The organism is Aliamphritea spongicola (assembly GCF_017051665.1).
In the GTDB taxonomy this organism is placed as follows: domain Bacteria; phylum Pseudomonadota; class Gammaproteobacteria; order Pseudomonadales; family Balneatricaceae; genus Amphritea; species Amphritea spongicola.
The window spans coordinates 115,116-141,882 of the sequence record NZ_JAFIDL010000006.1 but is presented as its reverse complement, the minus strand read 5'-3'; the positions used below and the strand labels follow the sequence as shown (position 1 = coordinate 141,882).

Genomic DNA, 26,767 nt, shown 5'->3' with positions numbered 1-26,767 from the left:
AGCTATGCCACAAAAAACTGCGTACATCTGGCTTAGGGTAATATTAGCAGTCATCGCCGGCGGACTGGCTCCGCTGGCACTGGCACCTTTCGATTACTGGTATCTGGCACCGGTTTCCGCCGCTCTGCTATTTATTCTTCTCCATGAAAGCAGTTTCCGTGGTGCCGCCCTGATTGGCTGGTGCTACGGCCTTGGGCTTTATGGTGTCGGGGTTTCCTGGGTATTCGTCAGTATTCACGAACACGGCAACGCCCCGGTCTGGCTGGCCACCCTGCTTACCGCGGTTTTCGTCGCAGCCATGGCACTTTTTGTTCTCGTGCAAACCTGGCTGTACCGGCGTTTCTTTTACAGCGGCCTCGGGTTTATCGCCGTCTGGGTAGCGTTTGAATGGTTACGCAGCTGGCTGTTTACCGGCTTTCCGTGGCTGTATATGGGCTATGCCCTCACTGATACGCCTCTTTCCGTCTATGCCCCCTTTGGCGGCGTCTGGCTCCTCAGCCTTTACACCGTCGCGCTGGGCATTGCCGCCCTGGGCATCCTCCGCTGTTACCGTCGCCCATTGCCGGCACTGGCATTAATTGTGATGTTCAGCGCCCCCTGGCTGTTGCTGGATAAAGTGCCGCAGAACTGGACCACCCAGAGCGGCGTCACTAAAGTTTATCTGGCCCAGGCCAGTATTCCCCAGCAGCTGAAATGGCAGCGCAGCCAGATGCCGGAAATTCTGCAACGCTATGTTGATCTGAGCCAGACAGACAAAGACGTGGATATGGTGATCTGGCCGGAAACCGCTATCCCTACTTTCTATCGTGATGCGGTCAAAATTCTTGCACCGTATCTGGAGCAGCTGGAAGAACAGGACCGCACCCTGATCAGCGGCATGCCTTCCGTGTTTAACAATCCGTCACGTAAAAATAATCTGGGGTACTACAACAGCATCACCATCCTCGCCGGTGGTGAAGGCAGTTACCATAAACAGCGCCTGGTGCCATTCGGTGAGTATGTCCCGCTCGAAAACTTGCTGCGGGGCACTATCGACTTCTTCAACCTGCCGATGTCGCAGTTCAGTCTGGGGCCGGATGAACAGTCATTGCTGCAGGTAAAAGATGCCGCCATGGCACCGTTTATCTGCTACGAAATCGCCTATCCGGAACTGGTACGCGACTATGCGGTGCGCAGTAATGTGATGCTGACCGTCAGTAACGACGCCTGGTTCGGAGACTCCATTGCCCCTCAGCAGCATCTGCAGATTGCCCGGATGCGGGCACTGGAAAATGGCCGCTGGCTGATCCGGTCGACCAACAACGGCCTGACCGCCATTATGCGGCCGGACGGCAAAATTGATTCGGAACTGCCCCAGTTTGATACCGGTGCGCTTTACGCAGAAGTCCCGCTGATGCAGGGCTCCACCCCCTACCAGCAATATGGCGATCAGCCATTGCAGGTTGTGATCGGTGTTTTACTGTTACTGAGCCTGCTGTTCAGCGGCCGTCGCAAGTACCGTTAGCCTTCGGACGCTCCCTCCCAGGGGGCCGACTGCCGGGCAAAACGTTCACCGCCACACACCAGACAGGGTGTCAGACTGCTGGACCGGGTAAGGCGGTTATCGGTACCGCAGGCCAGACAACGGAATGTACCGGCACCGGCGGTTTCTCCCGCCAGATACATTTCTTCCTGCAGTGATCGCTGCTCCAGCTCTGTCAGACCGATCCGCGTGCGATCCGCCAGATCCATCAGTTGCGCACCGATCTGATGCTCCAGAATATTCAGATCAAAATTCAGCCAGGCGGCAATCCCCTCGCCGGTTTCATGGGCATAATAACCAAGCTTCTTCAGGTCGCGCTTGATATAGGCAGCCAGCAAGTCCATTTCATCACGGGTCATTTCCTCGGCGGCAAGCTCAAGCTCCACCGCTTCTTCGATACGGTCCTGAAGAAAATCCCACGACTGATACTCGGCGGCCTCGAGCTGATCACGCAAACGTGTCATCACCCGGTCATACTGATCCGAAAAATCAGTTTTTCCCTTAGGTTTATCGCTCATACATCCTCCTCTTACCCCCTGTTCACAGAGTGGCAGCGGACAGTAAACATAAATCGCATATTTGTTTTCCCATCAGCGGGATATCTGCCCACGCTCTCTATCTGTCAGTTGCCTTATATTGTATGCTATGCGCCAATGCAGAAACTTTCCAATTGAGATGAAAACCGGCTTCGCTAAAAAGTCGGTTTTCTTATTACTGAGCAAAGATGAACGAACAATATATCCCACAGCAGATCGAGCCCGAAGTTCAGCAATACTGGGTGAATAACGACAGTTTCAAAGCCACCGAAGACACCAGCAAAGAAAAATTCTACTGCCTGTCTATGTTCCCTTACCCAAGCGGTCGCCTGCACATGGGTCACGTGCGTAACTACACCATTGGTGATGTGGTTTCCCGTTACCAGCGTATGCAGGGCAAAAACGTACTGCAGCCAATGGGCTGGGATGCTTTCGGTCTGCCGGCGGAAAATGCTGCTCTGAAAAACAACGTCGCGCCAGCTGGCTGGACGTATGAAAACATCGATTACATGCGTAACCAGCTGAACCAGATGGGGTTCGGTTACGACTGGAATCGTGAAGTTGCCACCTGCCATCCGGAATACTACCGCTGGGAACAGTGGTTCTTTACCCGTCTGATGGAAAAGGGCGTGGTATACAAGAAAGAAGCCGAAGTTAACTGGGACCCGATTGACCAGACAGTACTGGCAAACGAACAGGTTATCGACGGCCGCGGCTGGCGCTCCGGTGCGCTGGTTGAGCGCAAGAAGATTCCTCAGTGGTTCCTGAAAATCACTGATTACGCTGATGAACTGCTGGATGATCTGGACCAGCTGGAAGAATGGCCTGAGCAGGTACGCACCATGCAGCGTAACTGGATCGGTCGCTCCCAGGGTGTTGAGCTGAGCTTTGACGTTGACGGCTTTGGCCCGATGGAAGTGTTCACCACCCGTCCGGATACCCTGATGGGTGTTACCTACGTGGCAGTTGCGCCTGCCCACCCGCTGGCCCAGCAGGCAGCTGAGAACAATCCTGAACTGGCAGCGTTCATCGACGAATGCAAAAACATGAAAGTGGCCGAAGCCGACATGGCTACCATGGAGAAAAAAGGCTTCGCACTTGGCATCGATGCGGTTCACCCGCTGACCGGTAAAAAAGTACCGGTCTGGACAGCAAACTTTGTCCTGATGGATTACGGTTCAGGCGCGGTTATGGCCGTACCGGCCCACGACCAGCGCGACTATGAATTCGCGACTAAATACGGTCTGAACATCCAGCAGGTTATCCGCCCTGCAGACGACAGCGCCGAATACGACCTGAGCAGCGAAGCCTATACCGAAAAAGGTATTCTGGTGAACTCCGGTGACTTCGATGACCTGGATTTCGACATGGCATTCAAAGCCATCGCGGCGGAACTGCAGTCCAAGGGCAAAGGCAAGATTACAATCAACTACCGCCTGCGTGACTGGGGTGTTTCCCGTCAGCGTTACTGGGGTACACCAATCCCGGTGATCAACTGTAACAGCTGTGGTGCTGTTCCGGTTCCGGAAGATCAGCTGCCGGTTGTGCTGCCAACAGACGTTGAATTTGACGGTGTTGGCTCACCAATCAAGAAAATGGACAGTTTCATTCAGACCACCTGCCCGAAATGTGGCGGCGATGCTGAACGTGAAACCGATACCTTCGATACCTTTATGGAATCATCCTGGTACTACGCCCGTTACGCCTGCCGTAACGCCGACACCATGCTGAACCCTGAACAGGCCAACTACTGGCTGCCGGTTAACCAGTACATTGGTGGTATCGAACACGCCATCCTGCACCTGCTGTACTCACGCTTCTTCCACAAACTGATGCGTGACGAAGGCCTGGTTAACTCCGATGAGCCGTTCGAACGCCTACTGTGTCAGGGTATGGTTCTGGCGGACACCTATTTCCGTGAAGACGAAAAAGGTGCTAAAGACTGGATCTCTCCGCAGGACGTTACCGTCGAGCGCGACGAGAAAGGCCGTATCACTCAGGCACTGCACAAAGAAGACGGTCTGCCGGTTGAATCTGCAGGCATGGGCAAAATGTCCAAGTCCAAGAACAACGGTATCGATCCGCAGATGATGATCGATAAGTACGGTGCTGACACCGTCCGTCTGTTCATGATGTTTGCAGCACCGCCGGAACAGTCTCTGGAGTGGTCTGATTCCGGTGTGGAAGGTGCACACCGTTTCATGCGCCGTCTGTGGAAACTGGTATTCGATCACCTGCAACAGCCGGGTGAAGCGGTTGCGCTGGACCCTGAAGCACTGAACGATGCTCAGAAGGCCCTGCGTCTGAAGACCCATGAAACCATCAAGAAAGTCGGTGATGACATTGAGCGTCGTCAGACCTTCAACACCGCCATTGCTGCGGTTATGGAACTGTGTAACGCCATCAGCAAGTTTGTGGATGCCAGCGATCAGGGTCGTGCTGTAAGCCACGAAGCCCTGTCTGCTGCCGTTAAACTGCTGTCGCCGATTACGCCACACATTACCCATGAGCTTTGGAATCAGCTGGGTTACGCGGAAAGTCTGCTGGATTCTCCGTGGCCTGAGTTTGACGAATCCGCCATGGTTCGCAGCAGCATCCAGATGGTTGTTCAGGTAAACGGTAAGGTACGTGCCAAGATCCAGGTACCGGCTGACGCTGACGAAAGCATTGTCCTGCACACTGCGCTGGCAGACGAGTCTGTTCAGAAGCACATGGCAGATAAGACAATCCGTAAGCAGATTGTCGTACCGAACAAACTGGTAAACATTGTTGTTGGTTAAACCGGCCCAAAAGGAATTAAGCATGACCCACCTGAGCGCACGGACTTTTTCGCTGCATAAGCTTTTTGCGATGACTGTTATGGCACTCTTCCTGAGTGCCTGTGGTTTTCAGCTGAAGGGAATCGTCAGCCTCGACGAGAGCCTTAAGCTGGCCGTTATCAATAAAACCGGTCAGGGCAGCTATTCAGTTTTTCGTCCTCTGGAACGTAATCTGGAAGCGAACGGTGTGAAACTGGTGGGGAATGTGGCTGCCAACTACCAGATTAATCTGCTGGAAGAACGTCAGGAACGCAGAACCTCAACCATCAGCTCAAGCAACAGTGTTGATGAGTATGAACTGCGTACCAGCATCACCTTCGAGATTCTCGACCGGAATAACGAAATCGTGGTGGCACCGCAAACCCTGCGACTTAACCGTACTTACGATTACGACGCGAACGCGCAAACAGCCAGTGATGCAGAAGAATCCCAGCTGCGCACTGAAATGTCTGAACGCCTGGCTGACCAGATCGTTCGGATTTACAGCGCTATCAAACCGGCACAGTAATCAGCCATGAAGGCAAAGCCGGAACAACTTGCCAGCCAGCTTAAAGGCGCACCACTACCGGTCTATCTGGTGACCGGTGATGAGCCCCTGCTGATTGAGGAAAGTTGCGACCTGCTGCGGCAATATCTGGTTGATCAGGGTTTCTCGGAACGGGAAACCCTGCACGCCGATGCCAGTTTCAAATGGACCTACCTGCTGGAATGTGCCAACGCCCTTTCCCTGTTCGCTGAACGCAAAATCATTGAGCTGCGCTTAGGGGGCAGTAAGCCCAATAAGCAAGCCAGTGAAATTCTCCGGGAATATCTCGCCAATCCGGCACCGGACAACGTCCTGCTGATCATTGCAGATAAACTCGACGGCGCAGCGCAGAAAAGTGCCTGGTTTAAAGCCATCGACAAGACCGGCATGATCGTGCAGATCTGGCCTGTAGAAGCTCAGCAACTGCCGGGCTGGCTGAATAACCGCGCCAAGCAGATTGGCCTGACCCTCGATCGGGATGCCGTCCAGCTGCTCTGTGAACGGGTTGAAGGTAACTTACTCGCGGCCAAACAGGAACTGGATAAGCTTAACCTGCTGTACCCCGGCCAGACGCTGGATGCGGATCAGGTAATCGACAGCGTATCCGACAGCTCCCGCTACGATATCTATGGTCTGGTGGATGCCGCCTTGCAGCAACAGACCGCTCGCTGCAACAAGATCATTCAGGTATTACGTCAGGAAGGCACCGAAGCGCCAGTTGCCCTGTGGGCAATCAGCCGTGAAGTACGCACGCTGCTGACCATTCAGCAGGGCCTTGCACAGGGCCAGCAATATGAGGCTATCTGCCAGAAAGAACGTATCTGGGGCAAACGCAAAGGCCTGCTGCAAGCTGCCGCCCGCCGGACGGCTCCACAGGCTCTGCAGCAAATGCTCAGCCAGTGCATGACGGTTGACCAGCAGATCAAGGGTGCACCGGGTGATGCCTGGCTAACCCTTAACAGCATTATGCTGCGCCTCAGCGGCATTGAACTGGGACTGGCCGAAATCCACTGATCCCTTAAGCGCCTGTAATATGCCGGGCTTTATCCAGATAACGTTTGTATTCTTCTTCCGGCACAAAACTCCCCCCGGTCAGCCAGGCGATATGAGTGGCATTACCCATCAGATCTTCCAGCTTGTGCGCCTGCAGATACGCCTTGCCAGCATCTCCTTCCAGTAACTCCGGCCCCAGGCAACCAATCGCTGCAGACGGCTCAACCTCTGTATCAATCAGTGCTTTAAGCCGGTACAGCTGCCGGTACAGAGACTCATCTGTTGCCGTATACACACCTGAAATCAGATTACGGGTCGCATCACACACCCACTGGGAAGCGGTCCCTACCGCCAGCCCGTCAGCTTCGGTATCAATGCTCAGTCCGAATTCAGCCACGCTGACAGGCTCATCGCTGGCATTACCCGCCATGCCCAGTAACATACAGGGTGCCTGCACCGGCTCAGCAAAGAAACAGTGTACATAGCGGCCAAACAGCATCTTCAGACCAAACGCGATACCACCGGGCGCACCGCCTACCCCGGCTGGCAGATACACAAACAGAGGGTGCTCAGCATCTACTCTGCCCCCGGCTGCCTGTAACTGAGACTCCAACCGCAGCGCGGCCACGGCATAGCCCATAAACAAATGCGGGGAACGTTCATCGTCGACAAAATATCCATAAGGATCAGCTTCAGCAGCGGCACGGCCGGCGGCTACTGCGGCACCATAGTCCGCGGCATGCTCAATCACTTTCACGCCCCGGTCAGTAAGACGCTGCTTCTTCCAGTCTTTGGCATCCGCAGACATATGCACTTCAGCTCTGAAACCCAGCGCGGCACTCATGATGCCGATGCTTAGCCCCAGATTTCCGGTACTGCCCACTGACACTGTGTAACGGGAAAACACAGCCTTAGCCGCAGCACTGTTCAGAGTCGTGTAATTGTCTTCAGCCTCCAGCAAACCTTCCTGCCGAGCCAGTGTTTCAGCAAAACACAGTACCTCATGAATGCCCCCCCGGGCCTTAATAGAACCGGCCACCGGTAACTGATGATCCGCCTTCAGAAATAACCGCCCTTCACAGCCCTCAGCAAATTCAGTGCTTAATTGCTGTGTATCAATCAGCGCTGACTCAATCAGGCCGCCGCTGGCCTGTAACTCAGGAAACAGAATCTCCAGCAAGGGCGCAAAGCGCTGCAACCGGGCTTCAGCCGCATACAGGTCATCAACCTCAGGCGTCGCCACAATCGCCTGATCCTGCATATATTGTGGATTCAGCCATAGTTGCGGCGTCGCTGCACGTAAATGCGCCTGTTGTTCAGTGGTCAGATTCAGTGATGACACAATGCCTCTCCTCATATTTCCATTCGAACTTTCCATTCGAACGAACGGCTTTAGAATTACTTATTAATAAGCTGTATCCTGAACAGAAAGAACGCTATAAACAAACGATACCTTTTAAACACCTCTTTAGAAAAACTATAGGCTATACACATGGCAGACTTGCATCCCCGAATATTTACCACCCTGGTGTATTTTTCTGCCTGTGCCCGCCACCTGAGCTTTACAGCAGCTGCCCGGGAACTGCACATCACCACCGGCGCCGTCAGCCAGCAAATCCGTAAACTGGAAACACAACTGGGGTTTCAACTGTTTATCCGCCAGCCGGACGGCATCCGGTTAACGCAAGACGGCACAAAGTTACAGCAGGTCACGGATCAGGCGGTGGGACGTATCAATGACGTTATCCATGAGCTGCAACGGTCTGATCATTCTGAACTGCGCTTATATTCCACACCGTCACTGGTCTTTAAATGGCTGATCCCCAAACTCAGGGATTTCAGTCTGGAATACCCACGCATTAAAGTGTCGGCCTTTGCGGAAACCTCCCTCACAAATCCGGACAGGCAAACCGGCTTCGACTTACTCATCGACTACCGCCTGAACAGTGACCATTGCGGGCAAAACACTGAAAAGCTGATGGATGAATTTATATTTCCGGTCGCCAGCCCTGCCTATCTGCAGGGACGGGATGTCAGTGACAAAAACTTCTGGAATAAGGTTACCCTGCTGCATGACGATACACCCTGGCGAAATGCAGAACGGGACAGTGAATGGCGCTACTGGTTAGCACAAACCGGCCGGGAATCTGTACCGGGGAATAGCGGGCACTTCTTCAATCGTTCAGATATGGCCATTGCCGCAGCCTGTGCAGGACTTGGAATCGCTATGGCGCGCAGCACACTGGTCAGCGACGAATTACAGAACGGCCAGCTGATCACACCGTTTGAGACGGTTAAATCCAACTGCAGCTACTACCTTTCAGCACCGGCAACGGGCGAACACAGCAGCCACCAGAATGGAGCAACACTCAGGGACTGGCTGCGCCGTCAGGCAACTGAAAATAATGGTAAAAATGTCTGATAAACAAACGGTTAAAGCCGTTTCTTAAAAAGCTGTTTGAAAATTAACCTTAAGTCTTAAACAGTCACAGAATGGCCGCTATAAGGAGTTACTAAAAGGTTATACACAGAGTTATCGCTATGTTTCTGTGTATAACCTTAAACTGACTCAGACTGCCTGTGAATCCGCAGAATCCGGTACTTCTGCAACAGGTGCCTTTGCCTTACGGCGGAACAGTTTTCTGTCTCCCAGTACCAGCAGGCACGGCGTCAGGAATAGCGTCAGAACCGTAGCAAACGATAACCCGCCGGCAATGGCACTGGACAGCTGTGTCCACCACTGGGTGGAAGGCGCACCAAAGCTGATATCCCGGTTGATCAGATCTATGTTCATCGCCAGTACCATTGGCATCAGACCCAGTACCGTCGTAACGGCAGTCAGTACCACCGGACGCAGACGCAGACTGCCGGTATGCAGTGCCGCATCAAAAGGGGAATAACCGTTGCGGCGCAGATCGTTATAACAGTCGATCAGGACAATGTTATTATTCACTACAATGCCTGCCAGGGCGATAATCCCGACCCCGACCATAACGATGCCGAACGGCTGGCCGGTCACCATCAGGCCGATTAACACACCGGCCGTGGAAAACACAATTGCCGACAACACCAGTCCGGCCTGATACAGGCTGTTAAACTGAGTCACCAGAATCAGAGCCATCAGGAATAATGCCGTACCGAAGGCACTGACCAGAAAATCTCCGGTTTCTTTCTGCTGCTCGTCTTCACCTTTGAAGGTCAGCTTGATCTGCGGATCAAAATCATACTTCGCCAGCGCCGCCTGCATGGCCAGCACCTGATCATTGGCCAATACGCCTTCCTGCACATCTGCCTGAATGGTAATTGTACGGCGGCTGTCCACCCGTTTCAGGGAACCGGTTTTAGGAGACGGCTTCAGGGTTACAAAGTTAGACATAGGAACCATGCCCACACTGGTGCTCAGCTGTAACTGCATGAGCTGGTCCAGATTACGCTTATCCGCCGGGAAGCGAATCATGATATCCACTTCATCATCAGAGGTTTCCGGCCGGTAATCGGTCACTTTCACCCCGTTGGTAATCAGCTGTACCGCCTGCCCCACCAGTGCAATGCTGGCACCGTAACGGCCGGCTTCTTCACGGTCGACATCAATTTCCCAGTCGATTCCCGGCAACGGACGGTCATCTTCCGCGTCCTTAAAGCCGCCGATTCCGTTCATCATTTCACGGATATCCGCCACCGTCCGGTACAGAACTTCATTGTCATACCCGCTGACAAGTAACTTAATTGGCTTACCCGAACTCGGCCCATTTTCGCCTTTACGGGTCTCCAGAATAATTCCGGGCACATCCGCCGTGCGGGCTTTCATTTCCGCCAGAATTTCATTGGCTGTGGCCCGTTTATCCCAGTCATCCAGCTGAAACTGAATAATGCCAATCACATCTTCAGCAACATCCGTCGGCGGCGCATTGTAGCTGCGGGCATACACGGATTTATAACCTTCCACGGGCATCACCCGCTGTTCCACATCCCGGAGAATTGCGTCCTTCTCATATACAGAAAGATCGCCCCGGGCATGGATATTCAGCAGCACCATTTCCGGCTCAACATCCGGGAAGAATTCAACGCCCTTTCCAAATACACCGTAGGCAACGTAGCTGCTGCTGATGGCGATCAGCGCCACAAACAGAGTGACCAATGGATAACGCAGTATCCGGGACATGATCTTTACATAGGCTTTGTTGACGGCCGTTTCCGGTAACTCATATTCATCACTTGCCTGCGCGGTATTTTGCTTACGCCGGGCACTGACAGCCCCCAGCACCGGCAGGAAGATCAGTGCCATAAACAGCGAAGCTGTCAGACAGACCACCACCGTGGCAGGCAGGTACTTCATGAACTCACCGATGACACCGGGCCAGAACATCAACGGCATAAATACCACCAGTGTTGTGGCGGTACCGGCAATCACCGGCCAGGCCATTCTGGACGCCGCATAACGGAATGATTCACGGGCACTGAGGCCCTGACTCATACGGCGCTCAGCCAGCTCGGTGACAACAATCGCACCGTCCACCAACATGCCAACCACCAGAATCAGACTGAACAACACAACAATATTCAGGGTGAAGCCCATCAGGTTCAGCACCATCATACTGGCCAGGAAAGAACCCGGTATAGCCAGCCCCACCAGCAAAGAAGTACGTAAGCCCATGGCAGCCAGCACCACGACCATAACCAGAATAATGCCACTGAGTACGTTGTTCATCAGATCCCGCAGCATCGACTTAATCTGGGTAGACTGATCCAGAATATAGGAGTACTCGAGCCCTTGGGGCCAGAGGGTACTGTGCTCCGCAACGATGGTCTGAACTTCCTGAATGGTATCGATAATGTTGGCGCCAACCTTTTTCTTCACCTCCAGCACCATGGCGTCGCCACCACCGACCCGGGCAAAGCCCTGCGGGTCTTTATAGGTTTTACGGATGGTCGCAATGTCGCCCACAGTCACCACGGTTCCCGCTGACGACTTCACCGGCATATTGAGCATATCCTCCAGCTCAGATACGACTCCCGGTACCTTCAGCACCTGCCGGCCACTGCCGGTATCCACCGCACCGGCGGCCACCAGCTGGTTATTCCGGGCCACGCTGTCCAGCACGGTCTGGAAATCCAGTTCATAGCTTTCCAGCAATTGCGGCTCGATAATGATTTCCATCAGCTCTTCACGTTCACCGCCGATATCCACCTCAAGCACACCGGCAACGCCTTCAATTTCGTCCTTGAGATCTTTCGCAACCTTCAGCTTAACCCTTTCAGATAATGGTCCGGCAAGGGCAATATTAAGCACCGGGAACAGCGCCACATTGACCTCATGAATCTGTGGTTCCTCAGCGTCTTCCGGCAGCTTGCTCTTGGCAATATCCACCTTTTCACGGACGTCCTGAAGCGCTTTATCACTGTCAAAACCGGCATCAAACTCCAGGGTGACGGATGCATGCCCTTCGGAGCCGACCGAGCGCATTTCCTTTACCCCTTCAATGGATTTGAGTTCCTTCTCCATTGGCCGGACCATCAGGCGCACGGCATCGTCCGGTGATATACCGTCAAACGCGATCGACACGTACATGATCGGAATGGCGACATCCGGGTCCGCTTCTTTAGGAATGCTCTGAAAGGCAGCAAAACCGCCTACCAGGAAAAACAGTAAAATCAGGATACTGGTGCGGCTGCGGTCGATCGCCGCGGCAACAAGTGCTGCTATCATCCCTTAGCCTCCCTGTGTGTTGTCACTGGCAGACGCTGCCAGATCAACATCCGTCACCGGATCGATCTCTTCACCGCTGGCCACAAAGTCCTGACCAACCATAATGACGCGTACATTCTGATCCAGACCGCTGAGCCAGAAACCCTGCTGGTCGGTACGGATGATTTCAACCCGGGCATTACTGACCCGGTTATCAGCATCCACCAGCTTCACCCGCAGGTTACCGGCTTCATCCAGCCCCAGCACCGATCCGGGCAACAGGTGCCCCATCTGTTCACCGGCAGGTAACAGCAGAGTGGCAGACAAACCGATGATCCGCAGATGATCAGGGTTAGGAATTTGTACCTCAACCCGGTAACTGCGGGTCACATCATCCGCCACCGGTGAGATATAGCTCAGCTTGCCGGTCAGTTGCAGGCCGTTATTCAGTTCAACCTCAACGTTCTGGTTTTCCTGCAGACGGCCCACACTGTGCTGCGGCACCTGCCCGGTAATCTTGACGGTACCGTCATCCACCAGTTCACCGATCACATCACCGGCCTGCAGAAAATCACCTAACTCAACTACCCGTGTATTCAGCACGCCGTCAAAGGGCGCAGCCACCCGGGTTTCCTTAATTTCGTGTTCAATACGTGCCAACTGTGCCTGCGCGGCCTGCACCGCAGCCTGATCGGCAATTACCCGATTCTGGGACTGCAGACCACGCTTTTTAAGTTTAATACTGGCTGCCAGATCACTGCGACGCTGCTTCAGTAAGGCTTTCGCTTCAGCCAGTTGCGCCGAACGGTAGTCTGCAGAAATCTCAATCAGATTATCCCCAGCAGCCAGCCGCTGACCTTCATCCACCGGTAACCCTGACACCCGGCCATCGATTTCAACCTTCACTTCCAGCGTACGGTTTGCCTCAACCTGCCCCTGCACCTTTACCACCTGCTGAACTCTGGCAGCATCCGAATCCTGTACCTTTACCTTCATCAGCGGCTTTTCTTCCGCTGCCGGCTCAGTGACAACCTGTTCAGGTGCCTCTTCCTGCATCCCGGACGCCATCCAGACACCCAGTCCGATAACAACGGCAATTGCCAGCAATACTGATTTATTCATGGTTTTCCCTGTTCCACACGCCGGGTAAGACGGCCGGTAATTGCGGCGAGCATGTAGTCCACCACCTGATTAATGTATTCGGTTTTCTGTTCGTAGGTTTCTAACATCTGATGTTTACAGCTGCCACCTTCCTGCAAGGTGATCATCGCCCCTTCAAAGGTGGCGCTCATACCGGCGACCAGCATTTCCTGCGACATCGCCGGGTTCACATCACCTTCTTCAATGCCGTTGCGTACAGCCAGGCCAAAGGCTTCAGTTAATTGCCCGTCGATCCCGTCCAGCTTTTCCAGATACTCAGGGCTGATACGCTCCCGGAAAGACTGCTGCTTACAGTGCACATGCATATGCTGATGGGCGACGTTATCCCGGTGAAATTCAAAGGCGTACAGCAACATGCTGCGCATTTGTTCCAGGCCGCTGAGTGACCTGTCCTGAGCCAGCGACAGAAACGCTTCGTGCATCTGCTGACAGTCTTCAAACAGCAAGCAAGCGTAAATGTCATCTTTACAGCTGAAATGCTTATACACCGTGCCTTTACCGATACCGGTATGACGGGCAATTTTATCGACACTGAGGGTCTCCCAGTGCTCACCCGCCAGTAACTCCAGAGTGCTGTCGAGAATGTCCCGTTCCCGGCGGCTGAACTCTCTCGCTTTACGTTCATTCATAGATTCAGACATACTTTATAAAACCGGCCGTCATTTTATGACCGCCGGTCACAAAATACAACAAACGCACTACTGATTATTTTTCATACAGCAATTAATGCCTGAATTTCAGTACTCAGATGTAAGGAGTGATTTTTATATAAGCGCGGTTAAAGCACGGTTAACAAAAACAAGAGGCGATAGCTGAAACGCTTAGCAAGTTGCCAGCTGACACTGTGCATAACCAAAACAGCAGATTCAACCTTCCAGATTCCGCATCATGACTGCAGGTAAACCGGTTAATAAGCTCAGGTAATGCAACCGGGAATTCAACTTTATTTAAAAGACGATAACTGCCTGAATAATCGGGAGAAAAGAAAAAAATCCAGGATCATAAATATGGCTGAAATTTAAGCATCCCAGCGGATAAGCGCAATAATAGGCCGCAGCAGAGTTACCACAAGGTTATTAACAGGGTTGTCTAATGATTCTGTGTATAACTGAAAAAAACCGTTGCACACATGCTGAGATGGATATCGGGCTATACGTCCTCCTGAAACAAAAATGCCGGCTAAAATTAGCCGGCATTGATTCACTGCAAAGAACAGATAGGATCAGGAAACGTTCTCACCTTTTGCCTGAAGATCCGCATGATAAGACGAACGGACCAGCGGGCCGCTGGCCACATGGCTGAAGCCCAGTGCCTTAGCTTCAGCAGCATAATCGTCAAACTCTTCCGGCGTCACATAGCGGTCAACCGGCAGGTGGTTACGGCTTGGCTGCAGATACTGACCGATGGTAAGCATATCCACATCATGGGCGCGCAGATCTTTGAGTACTTCAAGAATTTCTTCTTTTGTCTCACCTAGCCCCACCATCAGACCGGACTTGGTACGCACTTCCGGACGGGCTGCTTTAAAGCGCTGCAACAACTTTAATGACCAGGCGTAATCGGCACCTGGACGTACCTGACGATAAAGCCGCGGCACGGTTTCCAGGTTATGGTTGAATACATCCGGCGGCGACTGTTGCAGTATATCCAGTGCAACGTCCATGCGGCCACGGAAATCCGGTACCAGAGTTTCGACCTGAATATTCGGGCTGCTTTTGCGGGTTTCCTCAATGCACTTCACAAAGTGCTCAGCGCCGCCATCACGCAGGTCATCACGGTCTACAGATGTGATCACCACATAACGCAGACCCATATCGGCAATGGCTTCTGCCAGTTCCTGAGGCTCGTTTTCCGGTAAAGCTTTCGGACGGCCATGTGCCACATCGCAGAACGGACAACGGCGGGTACAGATGTCCCCCATAATCATAAAGGTTGCCGTACCGTGGCTGAAACATTCACCCAGGTTCGGACAGCTGGCTTCTTCGCATACCGAAGCCAGTTTATGTTTGCGCAGCTTATCTTTAATGCCCTGCACTTTAGGCGTTGAACCCAGTTTAATACGCAGCCATTCAGGCTTACGCAGCATCTTGTCCCGTTCGGTAGGAATTATCTTCACCGGAATACGGGCAACTTTCTCAGCACCCCGTAACTTTACCCCGGCTTCCGCGCGCTGCGGCTTGCTGCTCTGTTCGGTCATGCTAAATTATCCACTTCAGTTTATCGTTGTTGCATGGCTAAGCTGCTGGTAGTCCAGCTTGGCCAGTAAAATATCAAGAAATTCCCGGTGTACGCTGGCCGGATCTTCAACCGGCTGCAAGCGGGCCAGACTGGTTACCGCCATGCCGGCATAGCCACAGGGGTTAATCCGGTCAAAGGGGGCAAGGTCCATATCAATATTGAATGCCAGCCCGTGAAACGAGCAGCCCCGGCGCACTCTTAACCCCAGTGCGGCGATTTTGGCATCCCCCACATACACACCGGGGGCATCTTTACGGGCATAAGCTTCAATACCCCGTTGTGCCAGGAGCTCAATTACACTCTCTTCCATTCGGGCTACCAGTTCACGGACACCGAATTTTTTACGGCGAATATTCAGCAGCATGTAAACCACCAGCTGCCCCGGACCGTGGTAGGTTACCTGGCCACCCCGGTCAACCGGAATCACCGGGATATCCCCCGGGTTCAGCACGTGCTCTGCTTTACCCGCATGCCCCTGGGTATACACAGGGCTATGTTCCAGCAACCAGATTTCATCTACCGTTGCTGCTGTTCTGCCAGCGGTAAAGTCCTGCATGGCTTGCCAGGTGGTCATATATTCCTGCTGACCAAGCTCCCGAATGACCAGTGCCTGTGGCGAAGCTTCCTGCTGCTCAGCCTCTGCAACAGTTGTTTCAGCCATGCCTTACATCACCATCTGAACACGGCCACTGGCCATAAATTCTTTGTGCATCTCTGCCAGAGATTCAGCGCTGGCAGCCGTCATCTTAATGCGGATAGCAGTAAACTTGCCGTTTTTGCTTGGCTGCTCAACCACCTTAGAAACGTCCAGTGCCGGATCGTATTTACGCACCACATCCAGTACAAATTCTTTATAATCCGGCGCACTGCGGCCCAGCACCTTCACTGGGTAATCGGCACAGGGAAATTCTATCTTGGGAGCTTCTTGTTCACTCATTGTCAGGTCTCTCGTTATAAATCTGTTACTTTCAGCCGTGCATCATCTGATGCTGTAGCTGAATAAAACGCTCAAACATCTGTTGCCAGATGCGCCCCTTACTGCCATCGCCAATGGTGTGGCCATCCACACTCAGAACCGGCACGATGGCCCGGGTTGAACTGCTGATCCATACCTCATCGGCGGCCAGCAGGCGGGAATATTCAATATCAACCTGCTGACAGGGAATACCCTGTTCATCGGCAAGCTGAAGAATCAGTTCGCGGGTTACTCCGCCAAGAATCTCTGAACTGGATTTCGGTGTATAAAGCACACCGTTTTCCACCATAAAAAGATTACTGGAGGCACCTTCCGTCAGCACACCATCCCGTATCAGAATAGCTTCTGCTGCACCTGCCTGCCGGGCCTGTTGCAATACCAGTATATTTGGCAGCAGACCGGTTGCCTTGATATCACAGCGGTGCCAGCGCAGGTCTGCGGTAACAATGGCAGCGATACCCTGCACAGAATCAGGCCCGTCGGCGTATATATCTTTAATGGGTTTACAGCAGGCAAATATTGTCGGTGTCAGGTCCCCGTCATACTGATGACTGCGCCCTTCCGAAGCGCCACGGCTAACCTGCAGATACACTGACAGGTTACCGCCGCCGTTGGCAGCAACCAGCTCATCTAACAATCTGTTCCAGTCTACGTCGGTATGGATCTGAATGGCCCGCAGGCTGTGTTCCAGCCGCTGTATATGTTCTTCCAGCCGGAAGCCCTTACTCTGATAGAAAGGGATGACCTCATAAATACTGTCGCCAAACAGAAATCCGCGGTCGAACACCGAGATGTGGGCCTGGTCCGCAGGCAGTAACTGCCCGTTCAGATGCACTATATCCATGGCGGCTATTTTAATGCCCTTCGCCACAAACATAAACGCCCGTGCTGAAATCAGCACGGGCGTTTTACATCTGACTGATATTTGTCAGGGATTAATTGATCAGGCTGTAGAAGAACAGCGCAATCTTATCCCAGATACGTTTCAGTAAACCGGCTTCTTCAACGTCCTGCAGCGCGACAACCGGTACTTCTGCGACCAGCTCATCGCCCAGTTTCACCTGAACCTTACCGAATACATCACCTTTACTCAGTGGCGCTTCAATGACATTGTCCAGATCCAGAGTCGCCTGAAGCTGATCACTCTTACCACGGGCAACTGTCACAGCAAGATCAGCCGCCGGACCTAAATCTACCTGATCAACCTTTCCGCCCCATACCTGTGTGGTTTGTAACCGCTCACCTTCTTTGTACAGCTGATGGGTACGGAAATAACGGAATGCATAAGCCAGCAACTTCTGGCTTTCCTGTGCCCGGGCTTCTTCACTGGTGGTGCCCATCACTACGGATATCAGACGCATACCGTCACGCTTGGCAGACGCCACCAGACAGTAACCTGCCGCTTCTGTGTGACCGGTCTTTAAACCGTCAACACTGTTATCCCGCCACAGCAGTTTATTACGGTTCGGCTGACGGATTTTGTTGTAGGTAAAATACTTTTCGGAGTAGATACCGTAATGCTCAGGGAAATCTTTAATGATCGCACGGGCCAGAATGGCCATATCACGGGCAGAGGAATAATGATCGTCTGCCGGCAGGCCTGTGGCGTTCATAAACTGACTGTTACTCATTCCCAGTAAGTCAGCATGCTGATTCATCAGATCAGCAAACGCTGCTTCACTGCCGGCAATGTATTCAGCGACCGCGACACTGGCATCGTTACCGGACTGAATGATAATGCCTTTAAGCAGGTCACTGAGCAGCACCTGAGTACCTTCCTGGATAAACATCCGAGAGCCCTGCGAACGCCAAGCTTTTACGGAAACAGGTACCAGATCGGCTTTGCCGATATTGCCCTTGGTCAGCTCGTCTTCGACGATGTAGCTGGTCATCATCTTAGTCAGGCTGGCAGGCGGGAAGCGCTCATCTTCACGGGACGCCAGTATCACCTTCCCGGTATCAGCATCCATAACAATATACGCCCGGGCGGCAATCTGCGGAGGTGCCGGCACCAGTGTTGCGGCCTGCAACGGAGCAGCCACAATGGCGATAAACAGCAATAGAAACGGTTTAAACAGTCTGGAAATCATCATTATCTTTGTCGTTGTCTTTTAATTACTGCATATCATGCAGCATATGTTGCTACTCAATCCACCAGATGCGGCTGGGCATAACCGGCAGCTTCTACCTTGGAAACAATTTCAGCCAGATTCGCACCGGAATCCACCGGCCCCAGCTGAACCCGGTACAGGGTCAGATCACCTTTGGCCAGCGGCACAATACGTACCGGCATATTCCCAAATAACCCGTTCAGTTCCCGGGTGGCCTGCTCAGCACTGCTCAGCAGACTGAAAGCCCCAACCTGCAGATAGCGTTTTTTACCTAACTGCTGGGATTGTGCCTGCTGACCTGCCGCCACAACTGCGCGGGAGCTCTGCCAGGTACGCGGATCAATGGCTTCTACCTCAACCCGGGTAACACCGCCACCCAGCATATCGAGTTTTTTCGCTGCCACAAAGGAAAGATCAATGATCCGGCCTTCGTGGAATGGCCCCCGGTCATTCACCCGTACAATAATCTTACGGTTATTTTTCAGATTCGTGACCTGAACGTAGGTTGGCAGCGGTAACGATTTATGTGCAGCCGTCATGGCAAACATGTCATACACCTCACCATTTGAGGTTTTATGACCATGGAATTTTTTACCGTACCAGGAGGCAATGCCCCGCTCTTTATATCCTGCCGAAGAAGGCAGCACATAATAGGTTTTACCAAACACTTCATAGCGGCTCTTATTGCCGCCACGGCTTTTCGGTTCTACCCGGGGAACAGCATTCGGAATTTTCGACACATCGATGTCAGTTTCATCCGGTGGACGGTCATGTTTGATCGAGTAACGGCCACCGCCATCACTTCCGCTGCCACCGCCGCCAGGCAGGAAAGAACAGCCTGCAAGCAGCACCAGCAAAACGCCACCAAATAATGCTCTGAACATGTATTTGCCTTCTTCCGTTGCAATTAAACTTATTGCTTAGCCTTCAGCGCAGCACTTAACTCATACACCGCCGACGCATACAGACGGCTGTGGTTGTACCGGGTTATTACATAAAAATTGTGCAGGCCGAACCAGTCCTGAAACTTACCGTCCTTTTCAAGCCGCATTAGACTGACCATTTCAGCATCATCAAGTTCCACTGCACTGCTGAAATCTCTGGCACGCCACTGTCCCATATTCAGCTTTGGCTTTAAACCGTCGTTAAACCATTCCTGGTCGGCTGTCGCCGGGGCAATGGCTTCAATCCGAACAGTACCGCCGTTTTTCCAGCCGTGCTCTGCAAAATAATTGGCCACACTGCCGATTGCATCTGTGGGATTATTCCAGATGTCCTTTTTGTTGTCGCCATCAAAATCGATAGCATAGCTGTTAAAGCTGCTGGGAATAAACTGCCCCAGCCCCATGGCACCGGCGTAAGAGCCTTTCAGGGATAAGGGATCAACACCTTCTGCACGGGTCAGCAGGAAATACTCTTTAAGCTGTTCCCGGAAAAAAGCCGCCCGACGGGGATAATCAAAACCCAGAGTCGCCAGTGCGTCAACGACACGGTAATTACCGGTAATCCGGCCGTAACTGGTTTCAATGCCGATAATCGCAACAATGATTTCCGCCGGCACACCAAATTCCTGTTCTGCCCGAATCAGCGTCTGACGGTTTTCTTTCCAGAATTTAAGGCCCTGGCTGATACGTTTTTTGGTCAGAAAGAGTTTGCGGTATTCACCCCAGGTCAGGCGCTTTTCAGCCGGACGGGACATCGCTTTAAGAATGCTTTTCTGCTGCTTGGCCTGATCCAGCACCTGTTCCAGCTCAGCTTTGGAAAATCCCTGAGCAACCAGTTCACTGATCAGCGCCTGAGCTTCCGGCCGCTGTGTATAACTGTCCGCAGTTTTAGCTGCTGCAATACCCGGCACTGCCAATAAGCAGCTAAACCCTAAGCCTAAACAGGCGCGTAATATATTCCGTTTCACCCTAATACCCTTTTAACTGTCAGCCTGCCGGGATGATGACACTGCCCGGCTATATAATTATTAGCGTTTGATCATTTGCCGGTGCGTATGGACAGACATCAGCAAGCCAAAACCCGCCATGAGCGTTACGATGGATGTTCCGCCATAACTCACCAGCGGTAACGGTACCCCCACAACAGGCAGCAAACCGCTCACCATGCCTATATTCACAAACACGTATACAAAAAATGTCAGGGTGATACTGCCGGCAACCAGACGGCCAAAGCTGTCCTGTGCCTGCACGGCAATTATCAGCCCCCGGGCAATGATCATTAAATACAGCGATAAGAGTAACAGCACACCCACCATACCCTGCTCTTCAGCAAGAACCGCGATAATAAAGTCGGTATGACTCTCTGGCAGGAAGTCTAACTGTGACTGAGTTCCCTGAAACCATCCTTTACCGGATATCCCCCCGGAACCGATAGCAGCCTTGGACTGAATAATGTTCCAGCCGGCCCCCAGCGGATCACTTTCCGGATCAAGGAACGTCAGCACCCGCTGTTTCTGATAGTCCTTCATCACCATCCACAAACCGGGCAGACCTGCTGCCGCAACAGCCAGCGCACCGAAGATGTAGCGCCAGTAAATGCCAGACAGTAAGAGTACAAAAATACCGGATGCAGCAATCAGTAATGAGGTCCCCAGATCAGGCTGTTTCATGATCATCACCACCGGCACAAACACTAGGCCCAGCGAGATGAATATGTGCTTAAAGCTTGGCGGTAAGGCCCGCTTGGCAAGGTAGCCCGCCACCATCAGAGGCAGAACCAGTTTCATAATTTCGGAGGGCTGAAAACGAAAGCCCGGCAAAGCAATCCAGCGCTGGGCACCCTTTGCCCCGACCCCGAACAGCAACACCCCCACCAGCAGGGCAACGCCAAGCACATAAAGTACGGGGGCCCAGTGAGCGAAGAAGCGAGGCCTGAACTGTGCCAGCACCACCATCACCGCAAAACCGGCGCCAAGACGGATACCCTGCCGGGTCACATAATCCATATCCCCGCCGGATGCACTGTAGAGGATCAGTAATCCGTAACTGCACAGCATTAGCAGCAGGACTAACAGCCAGGCATCCAGATGAGTGTAGGACCAGAGCCCCCGGCGACGGGCCAGATGCGGCTGCGCTTCTGGCATCGTGCGTTCAAAATCACGCATTACAGGGCCTCCGCTGTGGTGATGCCGTCAATCGACGGAGCAACCGGTGAAACCGTTTTTGCTGCAGCAGCCATCTGCGCGGCAATCAGATCATTCTGTTCAAATTCAAAAAAAGCGTCCATGACTTCCCGGGCAACCGGCGCAGCGGTAGTGGAACCACCCCCACCATTTTCAACAATCACCGCCACGGCAATTTTCGGATCGTCTACCGGAGCAAAGGCAACAAACAACGCATGGTCACGGTGCCGTTCCGCCAACTTTTCTGCATCATAGGTTTCATCCTGCTTAATCCCTACAACCTGTGCGGTACCGGTTTTACCGGCGATCTGGAAATCAATGCCGTTACCGATACGGCGGGCTGTACCGCGCTCTCCGTGCACTACGGCAATCATGCCATCAATGATGTCATCCCAGTAAGCCGGCGTATTAAGCTTCACATCAGGCATTTTCTTGCCGCGGCTCGGGATACTGATAATGTTTTCTTCCAGTGGCTGTCCCGGCTGCACCGACTGACTGCTGACAGTCACCAGACGGCCATCCGCATCCTGCTTGATCTGCATGCCTTTATCTTTGGTAATAATACTCTTCAACATGGCCGGCTGCTTCCATTCACCCCGGTTAGCCAGCACCATAGCAGAGGCCGCCAGCTGCAGCGGTGTGGCCAGCATCCAGCCCTGACCGATACTCAGGTTAAGTGAGTCCCCCGGAAACCATGAACCCCGGCCGGTGCGTTTTTTCCATTCCCGGGACGGCAAGATCCCCGGCAGCGCTTCCGGTAAATCCAGACTGGTGACCTGACCGAAGCCAAACTTATCCAGGTAACTGGACATCACGTCCACTCCGGCCCGGTTAGCCACATCGTAGAACCAGACATCACAGGACTGATACAGCGCCATACTCAGGCCTACCCGGCCATGACCGCCCCGTTTCCAGTCCCGGTAACGCCGTCCGCCTTTACTCAGGGTCATGAAACCCGGGTCCCATACTGTATGGGAAGGGCTGACAATACCGCTGTCAATCACACTCATCGCCACCACCGGTTTAATGGTAGAACCCGGTGGATACTGCCCGCGCAGTGCTCGGTTAAACAGTGGCAGATCATCGGATTCACGCAACGCCGTATAATTCTTCTGGCTGATACCGGTAACAAACATATTCGGGTCATAACCCGGTGTGCTTACCAGTGCCAGAATACCGCCGGTTTTCGGGTCAATCGCCACCACAGAAGCACGGCGTTCACCCAGCAGCTTTTCGGTTGCCTGCTGTAAACGGATATCCAGATTAAGAACAATGTCTTTGCCCGGTATCGGATCGGTGCGTTCCAGCACCCGCATTACCCGGCCCCGGGCGTTGGTTTCCACCTTATGATGACCGACGGTACCGTGCAGCAATGGCTCGTAGAACTTCTCAATGCCCAGCTTACCGATATAGTGAGTCGCACTGTAATTGGTCGGGTCAACCCGCTTAAGTTCTTTCTCGTTGATCCGCCCCACATAGCCCAGCGCGTGAACCAGACTGGCTCCGTACGGGTAATAACGGATCAGGTCCGCCTCCACCTGTACACCGGGCAAGCGGTAATAGTTCACACCGATTTTAGCGATTTCTTCAGGGGTCAGACGGAAGCGTAACGGCACAGTCTCATAAGGACGGCGGCGCTGTTTAAGGCGCTTACGGAAGGTTTTCAGCTGCCGTTCCGTAACGGGTATCAACTTTTGTAACTCAGTCAGGACCTCTTCCAGATCCTCGACTTCTTCTTTCATGATGGTAACGCTATAACTGGGGCGGTTATCCGCCAGCAAAATCCCGTTACGGTCATAGATCAGTCCGCGGGTAGGTGCCACCGGCTGCAGCTGGATACGGTTATCATCAGAAAGGGCTGCCTGATGGTCATATTCAACCACCTGCAGATAATAGAGTCGGCCGATCAGCACACCAAGCAGGATGCAGACGATCACAAAGGCGACCAGCGCCCGGGACAGGAACGTATTTCCTTCTTTTGTGTGATCCTTCAGGCTTTCAAGTACGGCCATGTGTATACAGTAATGTCGTTAGCGTTAAAACGCCCGGCCATCCGGTGGCCGGCGGTTCAGTCACTATTTGTGATATGGATGCCCCTGGATAATGCTCCAGGCCCGGTAAATCTGTTCCGCCAGCAAAATACGCACCAGCGGGTGCGGTAATGTCAGCCCTGACAATGACCACTTCTGATCAGCCTGTGCCAGACATTCCGGTGCCAGCCCGTCCGGGCCGCCCACCAGCAGGCTAACGTTCTGGCCTGACATCTGCCAGTTTTCAGCCTGTTCAGCCAGCTGTTCTGTGCTCCAGTTTTTGCCACCAACTTCAAGGGCAACCACCCGGTCACCTTTGCCGATTGCCGCCAGCATGGCTTCACCTTCCTGGCGCTTGGCACGGGCAATATCTGCCCCCTTACCCCGGTGGCCTGACTGAATTTCAATGATCTCCATCGAAAACTCAGCCGGCAAACGTTTCAGATATTCCTGGCAACCTTCGGTCACCCATTTCGGCATCTTGGTGCCAACCGCAATCAGGCGAATTTTCATATCAGCGGTCTGTACTCCGTGCGGGTTAAGGTCACTGAAAACAAATCAGTTCTTAGTATCGACTTCGTCGAAGCCCCAGAGTTTCTCAAGATCGTAAAAACTTCTCGCATCCGGCATCATCACGTGCACAATCGCATCACCCAGATCCACCAGCACCCACTCACCGGTATCCTGTCCTTCAATACCCATAGGCAGAATGCCACTGGCTTTTACCTGTTCCAGAACATGCTGGCCGATTGACTGTACGTGGCGCTTAGAGGTACCGCTGGCGATGATCATACGGTCGGTTACCGTCGACTTCTCACTGACGTCCAGCTCAACGATGTCCTTGGCTTTCATATCTTCAAGGGCATCATGTATAACATTGATCATCTGATCTAATTCCATTGGTTAATCTTTACCTTACTTTGATTTACAGCCATACAGCTGCTGTTGTTGGATATACTGCCAAACGCTGTCCGGGAGCAGATAACGGGGAGAATGCCCCTGGCTCACCAGTGTGCGTATCTGTGTGGCAGAAATGGCCAGCGGCGTCAGCTCATGAAAAATCACATGCCCCGCCGGTGCCGTTAATATGCGCTGTTTATCGGTCACTTCATGGGCCCGGGTAAACGCCTGCATCTGCTCGCCCGGCTGATACACCCAGCCCGGCCGCTTTACCACTACAATATGGGCCAGGCGGATCAGTTCCTGCCAGCGATCCCAGCCCGGCAGCGACAGATAAGCATCCATTCCCAGTATCATACATACAGGTACATCAGTCCCCAGCTCTGCGCGCAGAGATTCAAGAGTCAGTACAGTGTATGAAGGTTTTTCTGATAATACTTCCCGGGCATCGGCATATAAGCCAGGCTCCGCGGCTACGGCCTGCTCAACCATCGCCAGCCGCTGTTCAGATTCAGCCCCTGGCTGCTGACGGTGCACCGGCACCTTCGACGGCATCAGAGCGACCTGTTCTGCATTCAGCCAGTCGCGAATTTCCAGTGCCGTACGCAGGTGACCATTATGGATGGGATCAAAAGTCCCACCCATAAACACACAGACAGAAGGCTTAACAGTGTTGCTCACTGACGGATGTGGCCGTCGCCCAGCACGACATACTTCTGAGACGTCAGGCCATCCAGCCCGACCGGACCACGGGCATGGATTTTATCGGTAGAAATACCAATCTCAGCCCCCAGGCCATATTCAAAACCGTCAGCAAAACGGGTGGAAGCATTGACCATCACCGAGCTTGAATCCACCTCACGCAGGAAGCTGCGGGACTTGGTGTAGTTCTCAGTAATGATGGCATCCGTATGATGCGAACCGTAACGGTTGATATGGGTAATTGCCTCATCCATATCCGCAACCAGCTTGATTGCCAGTACCGGCGCCAGATACTCCGTTGCCCAGTCTTCTTCCGTCGCAGCGGTAGCAAACGGCAGCACTTCAAGTGTCCGTTCACAGCCACGTAACTCAACGCCTGCAGCGCGGTAACGCTCTGCCAGTTCCTGCAAAACTTCCGTACGGGACTCATGCACCAGCAAGGTCTCCATCGTGTTGCAGGTACCGTAACGGTGGGTTTTCGCATTCAGCGCGACGTTTACTGCCTTGGCGTGATCCGCTTCGTCATCGATATACACATGGCAAATACCATCCAGATGCTTAATCACAGTTACCTTGGCATCACGGCTAACCCGTTCGATCAGGCCCTTGCCGCCCCGCGGTACAATAACATCCACGTATTCAGGCATGGTAATCAGCTCACCAACCGCAGCACGGTCAGTAGTTTCCACCACCTGTACCGCATGCTCAGGCAGGCCAACTTCTTTCAGGCCCGCTTTAATGCATTCGGCAACCGCAGCATTACTGTGGATCGCTTCTGAACCACCCCGCAGGATTGTGGCATTACCGGATTTCAGACACAGGCTGGCAGCCTCAACGGTCACGTTCGGACGTGATTCATAAATAATACCGATGACACCAAGCGGTACCCGCATTTTACCCACCTGAATACCGCTGGGCAGATAGTTCATATCAGTAATCGCACCGGTGGGATCGGGTAAAGCAGCAACCTGCCGTAAACCTTCGATCATGGTGTCGATCTGACTGGACTTAAGCTGCAGACGATCCAGCATTGCGGCGTCCAAGCCATTGGCCTCGCCCTGTGCCAGATCTTTGGCATTGGCCTCAACCAGCGCATCACGGGACGAATCAATGGCTTCAGCCATTGCCAGTAAAGCACGGTTTTTAAGGCCGGTATCGGCTTTTGCAATTGCACGGGAAGCAACCCGCGCCTGCTGACCCAGCTGGGCCATATATTCAGTTACATTCATGGTGTACCCCTTGGAGATGGGGCATTATACCCCGGCGCTCTGGCAGGAAAAAGGCCTGATCCGTCCGACAAATCAGGAATCACAATCCGGCAATAAAAGCGGCCACAGGGACAGACATCCGCCCCGGCGAACTGCTATTATCTCCCGGCTGGATAATGGCAGCCTGATTACTGCCAAAACCGGAGCAGAATGATTGCGTAAGTGTTAATTA

At 53.1% G+C, this 26,767-nt stretch carries 24 protein-coding genes; 6 read left to right on the top strand and 18 right to left on the bottom strand.

From position 1 onward, the window contains the following. The first annotated feature begins 4 nt into the window (after positions 1-4). The gene (lnt, locus tag JYB63_RS17015) at positions 5-1,504 is read left to right on the top strand and encodes an apolipoprotein N-acyltransferase (RefSeq protein WP_205659104.1); all 1,500 of its coding nucleotides are present in this window, start codon (positions 5-7) and stop codon (positions 1,502-1,504) included. Here the strand turns inward: lnt and JYB63_RS17010 are convergent. After that, positions 1,501-2,040, bottom strand: coding sequence for a zinc ribbon-containing protein (locus tag JYB63_RS17010; RefSeq protein WP_205659103.1), 540 nt, complete (start codon positions 2,038-2,040; stop codon positions 1,501-1,503). The two genes, lnt and JYB63_RS17010, sit on opposite strands and share 4 nt — an antisense overlap. A gap of 206 nt (positions 2,041-2,246) precedes the next feature. Between JYB63_RS17010 and leuS the strand changes: the two genes are divergently transcribed. From leuS to holA, 3 genes are read left to right on the top strand one after another with little or no spacing between them, the layout of a single operon-like run. Next, entirely contained in the window at positions 2,247-4,838 is a 2,592-nt protein-coding gene (leuS, locus tag JYB63_RS17005) for a leucine--tRNA ligase (RefSeq protein WP_205659102.1), read from the top strand. Between the two features lie 22 nt (positions 4,839-4,860). Continuing rightward, on the top strand, positions 4,861-5,385 hold the full coding sequence (locus tag JYB63_RS17000) for an LPS-assembly lipoprotein LptE (protein ID WP_205659101.1): 525 nt from the start codon (positions 4,861-4,863) through the stop codon (positions 5,383-5,385). Between the two features lie 6 nt (positions 5,386-5,391). Beyond that, positions 5,392-6,417 carry a DNA polymerase III subunit delta gene (gene holA, locus JYB63_RS16995; RefSeq protein ID WP_205659100.1) on the top strand — a complete coding sequence of 342 codons (1,026 nt, stop codon included), beginning with the start codon at positions 5,392-5,394 and terminating at the stop codon, positions 6,415-6,417. 4 nt (positions 6,418-6,421) lie between these two features. Here the strand turns inward: holA and dsdA are convergent, their stop codons facing one another. Next, a complete protein-coding gene (gene dsdA, locus JYB63_RS16990; RefSeq protein ID WP_336510901.1) occupies positions 6,422-7,738 on the bottom strand; it encodes a D-serine ammonia-lyase in 1,317 nt (438 codons plus the stop codon). A 150-nt stretch (positions 7,739-7,888) separates the two neighbouring features. Here dsdA and JYB63_RS16985 point away from each other — a divergent pair, with 150 nt between their 5' ends. Next, a complete protein-coding gene (locus JYB63_RS16985; RefSeq protein ID WP_205659098.1) occupies positions 7,889-8,818 on the top strand; it encodes a LysR family transcriptional regulator in 930 nt (309 codons plus the stop codon). A gap of 147 nt (positions 8,819-8,965) precedes the next feature. Here JYB63_RS16985 and JYB63_RS16980 read toward each other — a convergent pair whose 3' ends face one another. The 16 genes from JYB63_RS16980 to JYB63_RS16905 form a co-directional block, all read right to left on the bottom strand. After that, positions 8,966-12,103 (bottom strand): efflux RND transporter permease subunit, encoded by a 3,138-nt coding sequence (locus JYB63_RS16980; RefSeq protein ID WP_205659097.1) that lies wholly within the window; start codon positions 12,101-12,103, stop codon positions 8,966-8,968. Positions 12,104-12,106: 3 nt separating this feature from the next. Continuing rightward, positions 12,107-13,204: an efflux RND transporter periplasmic adaptor subunit gene (locus JYB63_RS16975; protein ID WP_205659096.1), complete on the bottom strand. Its 1,098-nt coding sequence runs from the start codon at positions 13,202-13,204 to the stop codon at positions 12,107-12,109. Further along, a complete protein-coding gene (locus JYB63_RS16970) occupies positions 13,201-13,884 on the bottom strand; it encodes a TetR/AcrR family transcriptional regulator (RefSeq protein WP_205659095.1) in 684 nt (227 codons plus the stop codon). The genes JYB63_RS16975 and JYB63_RS16970 overlap by 4 nt, the downstream gene beginning before the upstream one ends. 581 nt (positions 13,885-14,465) lie before the next feature. Then, positions 14,466-15,440: a lipoyl synthase gene (lipA, locus tag JYB63_RS16965; RefSeq protein WP_205659094.1), complete on the bottom strand. Its 975-nt coding sequence runs from the start codon at positions 15,438-15,440 to the stop codon at positions 14,466-14,468. A gap of 15 nt (positions 15,441-15,455) precedes the next feature. Then, entirely contained in the window at positions 15,456-16,142 is a 687-nt protein-coding gene (gene lipB / locus JYB63_RS16960) for a lipoyl(octanoyl) transferase LipB (RefSeq protein ID WP_205659093.1), read from the bottom strand. 3 nt (positions 16,143-16,145) lie between these two features. Further along, the gene (locus tag JYB63_RS16955; RefSeq protein WP_205659092.1) at positions 16,146-16,418 is read right to left on the bottom strand and encodes a YbeD family protein; all 273 of its coding nucleotides are present in this window, start codon (positions 16,416-16,418) and stop codon (positions 16,146-16,148) included. Positions 16,419-16,449: 31 nt separating this feature from the next. Continuing rightward, on the bottom strand, positions 16,450-17,358 hold the full coding sequence (locus JYB63_RS16950; protein WP_336510900.1) for an aminotransferase class IV: 909 nt from the start codon (positions 17,356-17,358) through the stop codon (positions 16,450-16,452). Between the two features lie 34 nt (positions 17,359-17,392). Beyond that, positions 17,393-18,550, bottom strand: coding sequence for a D-alanyl-D-alanine carboxypeptidase family protein (locus JYB63_RS16945; RefSeq protein ID WP_205659091.1), 1,158 nt, complete (start codon positions 18,548-18,550; stop codon positions 17,393-17,395). 53 nt (positions 18,551-18,603) lie between these two features. Next, entirely contained in the window at positions 18,604-19,452 is an 849-nt protein-coding gene (locus JYB63_RS16940) for a septal ring lytic transglycosylase RlpA family protein (RefSeq protein ID WP_205659090.1), read from the bottom strand. A 29-nt stretch (positions 19,453-19,481) separates the two neighbouring features. Beyond that, positions 19,482-20,480 (bottom strand): lytic murein transglycosylase B, encoded by a 999-nt coding sequence (gene mltB, locus JYB63_RS16935; protein ID WP_336510899.1) that lies wholly within the window; start codon positions 20,478-20,480, stop codon positions 19,482-19,484. Positions 20,481-20,540: 60 nt separating this feature from the next. Then, positions 20,541-21,677, bottom strand: coding sequence for a rod shape-determining protein RodA (gene rodA / locus JYB63_RS16930; RefSeq protein ID WP_205659089.1), 1,137 nt, complete (start codon positions 21,675-21,677; stop codon positions 20,541-20,543). Then, a complete protein-coding gene (gene mrdA / locus JYB63_RS16925) occupies positions 21,677-23,707 on the bottom strand; it encodes a penicillin-binding protein 2 (RefSeq protein ID WP_205659088.1) in 2,031 nt (676 codons plus the stop codon). Before mrdA ends, rodA begins: the two co-directional genes overlap by 1 nt. Before the next feature lie 63 nt (positions 23,708-23,770). Beyond that, on the bottom strand, positions 23,771-24,238 hold the full coding sequence (gene rlmH, locus JYB63_RS16920) for a 23S rRNA (pseudouridine(1915)-N(3))-methyltransferase RlmH (RefSeq protein ID WP_205659087.1): 468 nt from the start codon (positions 24,236-24,238) through the stop codon (positions 23,771-23,773). 45 nt (positions 24,239-24,283) lie between these two features. Beyond that, a complete protein-coding gene (gene rsfS / locus JYB63_RS16915) occupies positions 24,284-24,625 on the bottom strand; it encodes a ribosome silencing factor (RefSeq protein WP_205659086.1) in 342 nt (113 codons plus the stop codon). 15 nt (positions 24,626-24,640) lie between these two features. Continuing rightward, positions 24,641-25,306 carry a nicotinate-nucleotide adenylyltransferase gene (gene nadD / locus JYB63_RS16910; RefSeq protein ID WP_315982572.1) on the bottom strand — a complete coding sequence of 222 codons (666 nt, stop codon included), beginning with the start codon at positions 25,304-25,306 and terminating at the stop codon, positions 24,641-24,643. Then, complete coding sequence (locus JYB63_RS16905) at positions 25,303-26,556, bottom strand: glutamate-5-semialdehyde dehydrogenase (RefSeq protein ID WP_205659085.1); 1,254 nt, start codon at positions 26,554-26,556, stop codon at positions 25,303-25,305. The genes nadD and JYB63_RS16905 overlap by 4 nt, the downstream gene beginning before the upstream one ends. Between JYB63_RS16905 and JYB63_RS16900 the strand changes: the two genes are divergently transcribed. After that, the gene (locus JYB63_RS16900) at positions 26,555-26,749 is read left to right on the top strand and encodes a hypothetical protein (protein ID WP_205659084.1); all 195 of its coding nucleotides are present in this window, start codon (positions 26,555-26,557) and stop codon (positions 26,747-26,749) included. The genes JYB63_RS16905 and JYB63_RS16900 overlap by 2 nt on opposite strands. The last annotated feature ends 18 nt before the right edge of the window (positions 26,750-26,767 follow it).